The organism is uncultured Planktosalinus sp., assembly GCF_963973675.1.
GTDB lineage: Bacteria > Bacteroidota > Bacteroidia > Flavobacteriales > Flavobacteriaceae > Planktosalinus.
In genome coordinates this window covers 1-8,075 of the sequence record NZ_CAXBAN010000094.1, presented here as the reverse complement: position 1 = coordinate 8,075, position 8,075 = coordinate 1, and the positions used below count along the sequence as shown (strand labels likewise).

7 protein-coding genes are annotated in these 8,075 nt (G+C 35.9%); 2 read left to right on the top strand and 5 right to left on the bottom strand.

Going from position 1 to position 8,075, the window contains the following annotated elements; translation table 11 throughout:
* From AACY61_RS05260 to AACY61_RS05250, 3 genes are all read right to left on the bottom strand, one after another.
* Nucleotides 1-716 (bottom strand): acetyl-CoA carboxylase carboxyltransferase subunit beta (locus AACY61_RS05260; protein ID WP_339610537.1); only part of this gene is annotated, 716 nt, incomplete at its 3' end.
* A gap of 33 nt (nucleotides 717-749) precedes the next feature.
* Nucleotides 750-1,820 carry a class II fructose-bisphosphate aldolase gene (fbaA, locus tag AACY61_RS05255; RefSeq protein ID WP_339610536.1) on the bottom strand — a complete coding sequence of 357 codons (1,071 nt, stop codon included), beginning with the start codon at nucleotides 1,818-1,820 and terminating at the stop codon, nucleotides 750-752.
* 45 nt (nucleotides 1,821-1,865) lie between these two features.
* Nucleotides 1,866-4,388 carry a BamA/TamA family outer membrane protein gene (locus AACY61_RS05250; protein ID WP_339610535.1) on the bottom strand — a complete coding sequence of 841 codons (2,523 nt, stop codon included), beginning with the start codon at nucleotides 4,386-4,388 and terminating at the stop codon, nucleotides 1,866-1,868.
* 239 nt (nucleotides 4,389-4,627) lie between these two features.
* Between AACY61_RS05250 and AACY61_RS05245 the strand changes: the two genes are divergently transcribed.
* Nucleotides 4,628-5,212, top strand: coding sequence for an RNA methyltransferase (locus tag AACY61_RS05245; RefSeq protein WP_339610534.1), 585 nt, complete (start codon nucleotides 4,628-4,630; stop codon nucleotides 5,210-5,212).
* On the opposite strand, the gene AACY61_RS05240 is transcribed toward AACY61_RS05245, so the two are convergent.
* Both AACY61_RS05240 and ubiE read right to left on the bottom strand, forming a co-directional pair.
* Nucleotides 5,199-5,900 carry a porin family protein gene (locus tag AACY61_RS05240; protein ID WP_339610533.1) on the bottom strand — a complete coding sequence of 234 codons (702 nt, stop codon included), beginning with the start codon at nucleotides 5,898-5,900 and terminating at the stop codon, nucleotides 5,199-5,201. The genes AACY61_RS05245 and AACY61_RS05240 overlap by 14 nt on opposite strands.
* Nucleotides 5,901-5,904: 4 nt before the next feature.
* Nucleotides 5,905-6,633, bottom strand: coding sequence for a bifunctional demethylmenaquinone methyltransferase/2-methoxy-6-polyprenyl-1,4-benzoquinol methylase UbiE (gene ubiE, locus AACY61_RS05235; RefSeq protein ID WP_339610532.1), 729 nt, complete (start codon nucleotides 6,631-6,633; stop codon nucleotides 5,905-5,907).
* 159 nt (nucleotides 6,634-6,792) lie between these two features.
* Between ubiE and trkA the strand changes: the two genes are divergently transcribed.
* Nucleotides 6,793-8,075 (top strand): Trk system potassium transporter TrkA (gene trkA, locus AACY61_RS05230; RefSeq protein ID WP_339610531.1); only part of this gene is annotated, 1,283 nt, incomplete at its 3' end.

Below are 8,075 nucleotides of genomic sequence, written 5' to 3'. Positions count from 1 at the left end.
CCAGTAGTATCTCTAACCACCCTGGTGCCTGCAAATCCTATCAATGCTCCCGGCTCTGAAATATTGATGTCTCCAAGCATGGCAAACGAAGCAGTAGTTCCTCCGGTTGTGGGGTCTGTACATAATGAAATATAAGGTACTTTTGCGTCTGAAAGCTGTGCTAATTTTGCTGATGTTTTTGCCAGTTGCATCAATGAAAAAGCAGCTTCCATCATGCGGGCTCCACCACTTTTAGAAATTATTAATAATGGGATTTTCTTTTTAAGGGCATAGTCCGCCGCACGGGTAATTTTTTCACCCACAACGGCACCCATAGAGCCTCCTATAAATGTAAAATCCATACAAGCAATTACAAGGTCTTCACCCATAGACTTTCCGACTGCAGTTCTAACAGCATCTTTCAATCCGGTCTTTTTTTCAGCTTCTTTGAGTCTGTCCGGGTATTTTTTTGTGTCTTCAAACTTCAAGGAGTCTTTTGAAGTTAAATTTTTATCAAGTTCTTTAAATTTATTGTCATCAAAAAGTATCTCAAAATATTCTTTACTTCCTATACGAACATGATAGCCGTCTTCCGGGCTCACATAGAAGTTTTTTGCCAATTCTTCAGCATCTACAATTTTACCTGTAGGGGATTTATACCAAAGTCCTTTAGGAACGTCTTTTTTATTCTCTGTAGGGGTTTGTATTCCTTTTTTTGTTCTTTTAAACCAAGCCATAGGATTAACTTTTTTTAGTTGACAATATTATTTTTAAAGTGTATTGATGTTATTCAGGTCTTTAAAAGCCTGTTCCAGTCGTTTTTTGAAAGTGACTTCACCTTCTCGCAACCATTTTCTGGGGTCGTAGTATTTTTTGTTTGGAAGTGCCTCTCCATCAGGGTTTCCAATTTGTGTTTTTAAATAGTCAATATTGTTGATCATATAGTCCCTGATGCCTTCTGTAAATGCAAACTGGAGATCAGTGTCAATATTCATTTTTACAACACCATAACCAATAGCTTCTCTTATTTCTTCAACTGAGGAGCCACTTCCTCCATGGAAGACAAAATCGATAGGGTTGTGCCCGATATTGAATTTCTTTTGTACAAATTCCTGAGAGTTTTTAAGAATTACCGGAGTGAGCTTTACGTTTCCAGGCTTATAAACACCATGAACGTTTCCAAAAGCAGCAGCGATAGTGAATTGATCACTTACTTTACTTAGCTCTTCATACGCATAAGCAACTTCTTCCGGTTGGGTATAGAGTTTTGAGGAGTCTACACCAGTATTGTCTACACCATCTTCTTCGCCGCCTGTAATTCCCAGTTCGATTTCCAAAGTCATTCCCATTTTGCTCATCCGCTCAAGGTAGTGTTTTGAAATTTCAATGTTTTCCTCAATGGGTTCCTCTGATAGGTCCAGCATATGAGAACTATAAAGAGGAATACCGTATTTTTTGAAATGTGATTCACCTGCATCCAAAAGGCCATCAATCCAGGGTAATAGTTTTTTTGCACAATGGTCTGTGTGTACTATAACAGTTGCTCCATAGGTTTTAGCAAGTTCGTGAATGTGTTTAGCACCAGAAACACCACCGGCAATAGCAGCTTGTTGGTTTTCATTTGAAAGTCCTTTTCCTGCATTAAAATGTGCACCTCCATTTGAAAATTGAATGATAACGGGAGCATTTAAAGTCGCAGCTGTTTCCAAAACGGTATTGATTGAATTGGACCCAACAACATTGACAGCAGGTAGGGCAAAACCTTTTGCTTTAGCTAGCTGATGGATTTCCTGAACTTTTTTTCCGGTTGCAACACCGGGCTCTATATTGTGACTTGCCATAATTGAGTAGTATTTTGAGAACTACAAAAGTATAAAAATATAAACTTAAAAAGGATAGTTTATCCCAATGTTTAAGACAGTATTACTAAAGTTGTATTCCTTAAACCATCGGTCACCTTCCTCTCTGGCCGGGTTGTAGGTTTTAAAACCCAGGTCTCCTCTAAGCACAAAAAAGCCAAAATCATACCTCAATCCAAAACCTGAACCTACCGCGATATCTTTCAAGTCAGAAAATCCCTCAAAAGTTGATTTTTCATCGTTAATATTGTCAAGTGCATTCCAAATATTTCCTGTATCTACAAACAAAGCACCTTTTATTGAACCTAAAATTGTAAAGCGGTATTCTAAATTGGCGGCCAGTTTTAGGTTTGCTTCATTAAACTCATCTCCTCTGTTACTGGCTCCGGGACCTAACCTAAAAGGAAGCCATCCTCTGTTGTCATTTGGTCCTCCTGCGAAATAACTTCTGCTAAAAGGGATGCTGTTGGAATTTCCATAAGGAATGGCAATTCCTCCAAAAAGACGCATGGCAACGTGAGTTTGTTTGTTGATTTCCCAATACCTAACATATTCAGCATCAAATTTTACATATTGAGAAAAAGTGACATTGAAAACCTCATAGTTGTTGTTATTGTTTTTTTCAATTCCTGCAAGTGAAGAGATACCTGAAAGGACATTTCCTGCAAATTCAAGCTTTAGCCTGATACGAGAAAACTCGTTGTCAAAAACAGTTTGCCTAGAGTCTCTAATCCAGGAAATATTTGAAGCAAAAATCAGGTTGTTTTCTGTAAGACGTTCCTTTTGTTGATTTATATTTCTGATTGTTTGTTGTTCTTCTGCTGAAAACCCTTCCAAATCGGTTTGGTTAAAATCAGAAAGAAAACCATCAGTTCCTTCGGGAATTATTAGAGACTGGGGGTTGCTGTCATCGTCATAATTAAAATATAAAGGATTGATGTTTGCACTATTTTCAAGAGCAATTTCGTTTAAACGGTCATAAGAATTTTTATATACGTTGAAGTAATTTCCTGTATTTAAATTTCTGATGTATTGAATATTTGCCAAATCCATTCTATAAGTGTGAATGCGTGTTGGGCTCCATTTGTAATTCCAAATCAGATTGGTGGTTTGTTTGTCCAATCCTATGTTCCTTTGGCTGCTGGCACCTACACTTATATTTGTGTAAGGCGACATGTATTTTGGAATGATGTTTTCAGTGTTTAAGGGAAACAAAATTCGCGGTATTCCTAGTTTTATGTCCCCACCAACTTCAGAAAGATTGAAAAACCGACTGTCTCTTTCAGCGACATCTTTTGAGGAACCAATACTTCCCCTTGCAGAGATTTCAAGTGTTTCGGCACCTTTGAATACATTTCTAGTTAAGAAGGATGTGCTGAAACCAATTCCTATATCCTGAATACTAGAAGTGGAAACATCTACATCAAAACTAGCTCCAAACTTCTTTCGGGGGGTTAATAAGATGGTTGCTGTCAAATCAGTTTGTGTGCTGTCTGCCGGATCAATTTCGTAATTGATATTTGGGTATCTAAACACTCTGAGTTCACTTAAATGATTGTAGGTTAAGGTGCGGTCTGTATCTTTAAAGATTTTACCGGGTTCTATAAAGGAAGCAAATGTAAGGGCTTTGGGCTTATAGCTCATTTTGCCATAACTATAGAGGTTATAGCCGTTGTAAGCAATGGAGTCTTGAAATTTTTTATTGCGATTTTCAAAACTGTAATCTGTGATAATGTTAATCTTTTGAACTTTATGGATTTTATAAGGTTCCAAAATGGTTGTGTCTCCAATTTGTATGGCCCGGTCACTGATGAGGTATTCAATATTGGCTTTATGTCCTGTGTTTACTGTGTCAGCAATAAAGGATATGGCCTCCTGATTAAAATGAAATAAACCTGAATTTCGCATTTGAATTGTTACCCGATCTCTTTCATTAGCAAAATTATTTCTGGTATATTGTTGTCCGGGTTTGATCAGACTTTTTCTTTCAGTTGTTTTGAAAAGGGAGTCAACAATTGGAGAGTCAATTTTTTTTACGATTGAATCTAAAAAATAAGGTTTTTGTCTTTCTACTTTGTAAATTATGGATGCCCGTTTCTCTTTTACGGTGTCTTCCACAATCTCGTAACTGGCTTTGGCATTGAGCCATCCAAAGCTTTTATAATATTCTTCAATACGGTTTTTTGATCGTTCTGCACGTTCTTGTCTGATTATAACAGGTGCTTCACCATTATTTTTGATCCAGTTATTGAAACCCACTTTGTAATTGACAATTTCTTCGACTTGTTTTTGTGAAAAAATAGTAAAGAGACGATTCTTTTTTTTAGGGGTTTCATAAAGTTGTGCATAGTAAACAGAATCTGTTTTTTCACTGGCAAGATTGTAAAAGTGAAGTGCTATAGGTATTGTTAACAGACGTGAGTTGGGGTCTTGTATTATTTGACTGTATGCGCCGGCATTTGTACTTTCTTCTCCATCAACTAAAATGGTATTTTTAGTAAGTAATAAATCATTTTCGTTAACTTTTTTAACGGCGTCGCAAGAACTCAAAATAAACAGAGTTAGCAGAAATAATGGTATTTTTGTAGATAGCTTTTTCAAAAAGTGAATTAATTAGTGTTCAAAAATACAAGTTTTGCATGGTAAGCAAAAGTCAAATAAAGTTAATAACGTCTTTACGGCAAAAAAAATATAGAGTAAAATACCAATTATTTTTTGTCGAAGGTACAAAAGTTATTCAGGAGTTTTATCGGGCAGGGTGGAAGTTGCATTCACTTTTTGCAACTTCAATGATTACTGGTATACCTGAGTCTAAAACAACTGAAGTTTTAGAAGCTGAGCTCAAGAAAATTAGTGCCTTGAAAAGTCCGAATTCAGCATTGGCAGTTTTTGAAATTTCAGCTCTCAAGAAGTATCATAATGCAGGAATTCAAGTTGTTCTGGATGGTGTTAGAGACCCCGGTAACTTAGGCACAATCATACGGTTGTGTGATTGGTTTGGGGTGCAGCAAATCATTTGTTCTAATGACACAGTAGACTGTTTTAATCCAAAAGTTTTGCAGGCATCAATGGGTTCACTTGCCAGGGTAACTGTTTTTTATAAAGATTTGATTTCATTTTTTAAAAGTGAAAACAACTTGCCCGTTTATGCAGCCTTTATGGATGGTCATTCTGTTTATAAAGAACAACTTCCCAAAGACGCTATATTGTTGATGGGTAATGAAGGTAAAGGTATTTCAGAGGAGTTGGAGCTATTTTTGACCATTAAAATAAGTATTCCTCAATTTGGGGATTCAATGGAAACAGAAAGCCTCAATGTGGCCATGGCTACTTCCATTTTATTGAGTGAATTTCACCGTTCTATTGAAAGGTGAAGTTGATAAAAACCCCTCTTGAAGAAAGTTTGTCAATATTTACAGTATAAGGACTGTTGGGGTCTATATCTCTAATCAACTCGTCATTTAAAGCAAAAACACCCCTTATAGACGGAGTAAACTTGAAGTAAAACAAATAAAAATCAATTCCAAAACCAAGCTCATAATAGTAGTTGCTGGTCGTCATTCTAAATCGGCCAACACTGTTGTCTTCAGGGTTTGTTTCATCACTTGTTAAATCAAATGATGTAGATATGCCTGCAACAAGAAAAGGTTTAAAGTTATTTAGCCTTTTAGTTGAAACTTTAAGCAAAAGTGGTACATGAATATAAGTTGATTTAACTTCTCTCAAAAAGTCGCGTTCTTCTTCAAAACCTGGATAAATTAGATTGCGTTCAGTGTAATAAAGGCCCGGTTCGAGTCTTAAATTAAAATAGTTGTTAAGTCTCAAGTCACCAATCAACCCTACATTAAAACCTCCGTTGGTTTCCACTGCAATATCGGGCTCGCCTGTTTCATTTTTATAATTAAATTTAAAGTCATAATTATTAAATCCCAAAAAATAACCCCAGCTCCATCTGCGTTGATCAAAGTTCTCAAGATTTGCGAGACGCTCTTTAGAAAATAATTGAGCCTGTGCTGTTTCAACCAAAAAGAGAAGTGCTAATACCAAAAAAATATTCTTCATAAATCTATTTTGATGCTAAGTAGATACTTGCAACCCCAAAAGTTTGTGGTTTATTTTTCACCTCTTTAAACCCTGTTTTTCTCAAAATATTGTTGAAGTGTTCACCATAAGGAAATACTGAAGCACTTTCACTTAAATAATTATAAGCCACCTTATCTTTTGAAAAGAGTTTGCCTACTAATGGAAGCACGTATTTTGTGTGAAAAAAATAACCTTGTTTGAATGGTGTTTTAGTAGGTACCGAAGTTTCCAAAACCACAAAAGTGCCTTCAGGTTTTAAAACTCTGAAAATTTCAGAAAGCCCTTTTTCAAGATTTTCAAAATTTCTTACACCAAATGCTACTGTGATGGCGTCAAAACTATTGTCTTCAAAGGGCATCTCTTCAGAATCACCTTGAATAAATTCAATTTTATCGGCCAGTTTTTGTTTGATTACTTTTTTTCTCGCGATGGAAAGCATGCCTTCAGAGAGGTCAAAACCCACAATTTTTTTAATGTCAAATTGAGCAAAACTAATGGCAAGGTCTCCAGTACCGGTAGCAATATCAAGTACAGTTTCAGGTTTAGTTTTCATAACATACCTGATTACTTTTTTACGCCATTTTTTATCAATACCCAATGAAATAACCCTGTTTAAACCATCGTAATTTCCTGAAATGGTATCAAACATATTTTGCACCTGCTTTTTTTTGTTGAGGTCAGATTTTTTGTAGGGTTTTACTTTTTCACTCATATCAATATTTTGTGCAAATATAGCATTTTAGCTTTGCTTTTGTCATAATAGAATTTTAAATGAAATGCGGTTGTATGAATTTTTTTATAGTAACTTTGTAATACTTTTCGTTTCAACAACCACAAAGAACAAGAGCTTGGTTTGTAAATTTTTATCTCAATGAAAATAATAATTGCAGGTGCCGGTGAAGTGGGCTTTCATTTAGCAAAGTTACTGTCTTATGAGTCTCAGGATATCATATTAATTGACAATATTAAAGACAATTTGTCGTATGCTGAAGCACACCTTGATATAAGAGTTCTAAAAGGTGATTGTACATCACCTTCAGTCTTGAAAGATGCTCAGGTAGAACGAGCAGATATGCTTATAGGGGTTACTTCCAGCGAAACCACAAACATTACAGCTTGTTTTATAGCTAAACAAATGGGTGCCAAAAAAACCATTGCACGTATTTCAAATACTGAATGGATTAAAAATAAAGATGAAATAGGTTTTTCGACTTTTGGCATTGATGAATTGATTTCGCCAGAATCTCTTGCTTCCGCAGAAATTGAGCTCTTATTAAACCAAAGTGCTTTTAGCAATACCTATCAATTTGATGACGGAGTACTCACAATGTTTGGAATCAAACTTCCAAGAACTGCTATGTTTGTAGGTAAAACAGTCAAAGAAGCTGCTGAAGTCTATCCCGGTATTGAGTTTATACCAATTGCTATTCAGCGTTTTGGAACCCAATATACTTTAATACCACGTGGAGATACAGTTTATAAAGAAGGAGACCAGGTTTATTTTTTAACAACTTTGGAGGGCGTAGAAGAAGTCTACAAACTCACCGGAAAAATAAGGGAAGATATCAAAAATGTCATGATCTTGGGAGGAAGTAAGATTGGTTTTAAAACTGCTCGAGAACTGTGTAAAAGCCACTTTAAGGTTAAACTCATAGAAAGCGACAAACAAAAAGCATTTGACCTTGCTGATATGTTGCCCAACATTCTGGTAATCAATAGTGATGGAAGAAACGTTGAATTGCTGGAGGAAGAGTCAATCCACGATATGGATGCTTTTATAGCCGTAACCGGAAACAGTGAAACCAATATAATGTCTTGCCTGGTTGCTAAATCCAAAGGAGTGAAAAAAACTATAGCATTAGTTGAGAATATGGATTATTTTCAATTATCGCAGTCAATAGGAATCGATACCTTAATTAATAAAAAACTTTTGGCAGCCAACGATATTTTCAGATATATTAGAAAAGGTGAGGTAGTTGCTATGACCAAGCTCACTAATATGAATGCAGAGTTACTGGAATTTGAGGTTTCTGCAAAATCTTATGTTTCCGAGAAGACCATCCGTTCACTCGATTTTACACGCTCCGCGATTATAGGAGGTGTGATTCGAAATGGTGAAGGATTGATTGCCACTCCTAATTTTGTGATTAAAAG

Excerpts from the sequence above, each read along its gene's own strand:
- AACY61_RS05240 (WP_339610533.1), bottom strand. The coding sequence starts at position 5,900 with ATGAAGAATATTTTTTTGGTATTAGCACTTCTCTTTTTGGTTGAAACA.
- ubiE (WP_339610532.1), bottom strand. The coding sequence starts at position 6,633 with ATGAGTGAAAAAGTAAAACCCTACAAAAAATCTGACCTCAACAAAAAA.
- AACY61_RS05245 (WP_339610534.1), top strand. The coding sequence starts at position 4,628 with ATGATTACTGGTATACCTGAGTCTAAAACAACTGAAGTTTTAGAAGCT.
- fbaA (WP_339610536.1), bottom strand. The coding sequence starts at position 1,820 with ATGGCAAGTCACAATATAGAGCCCGGTGTTGCAACCGGAAAAAAAGTT.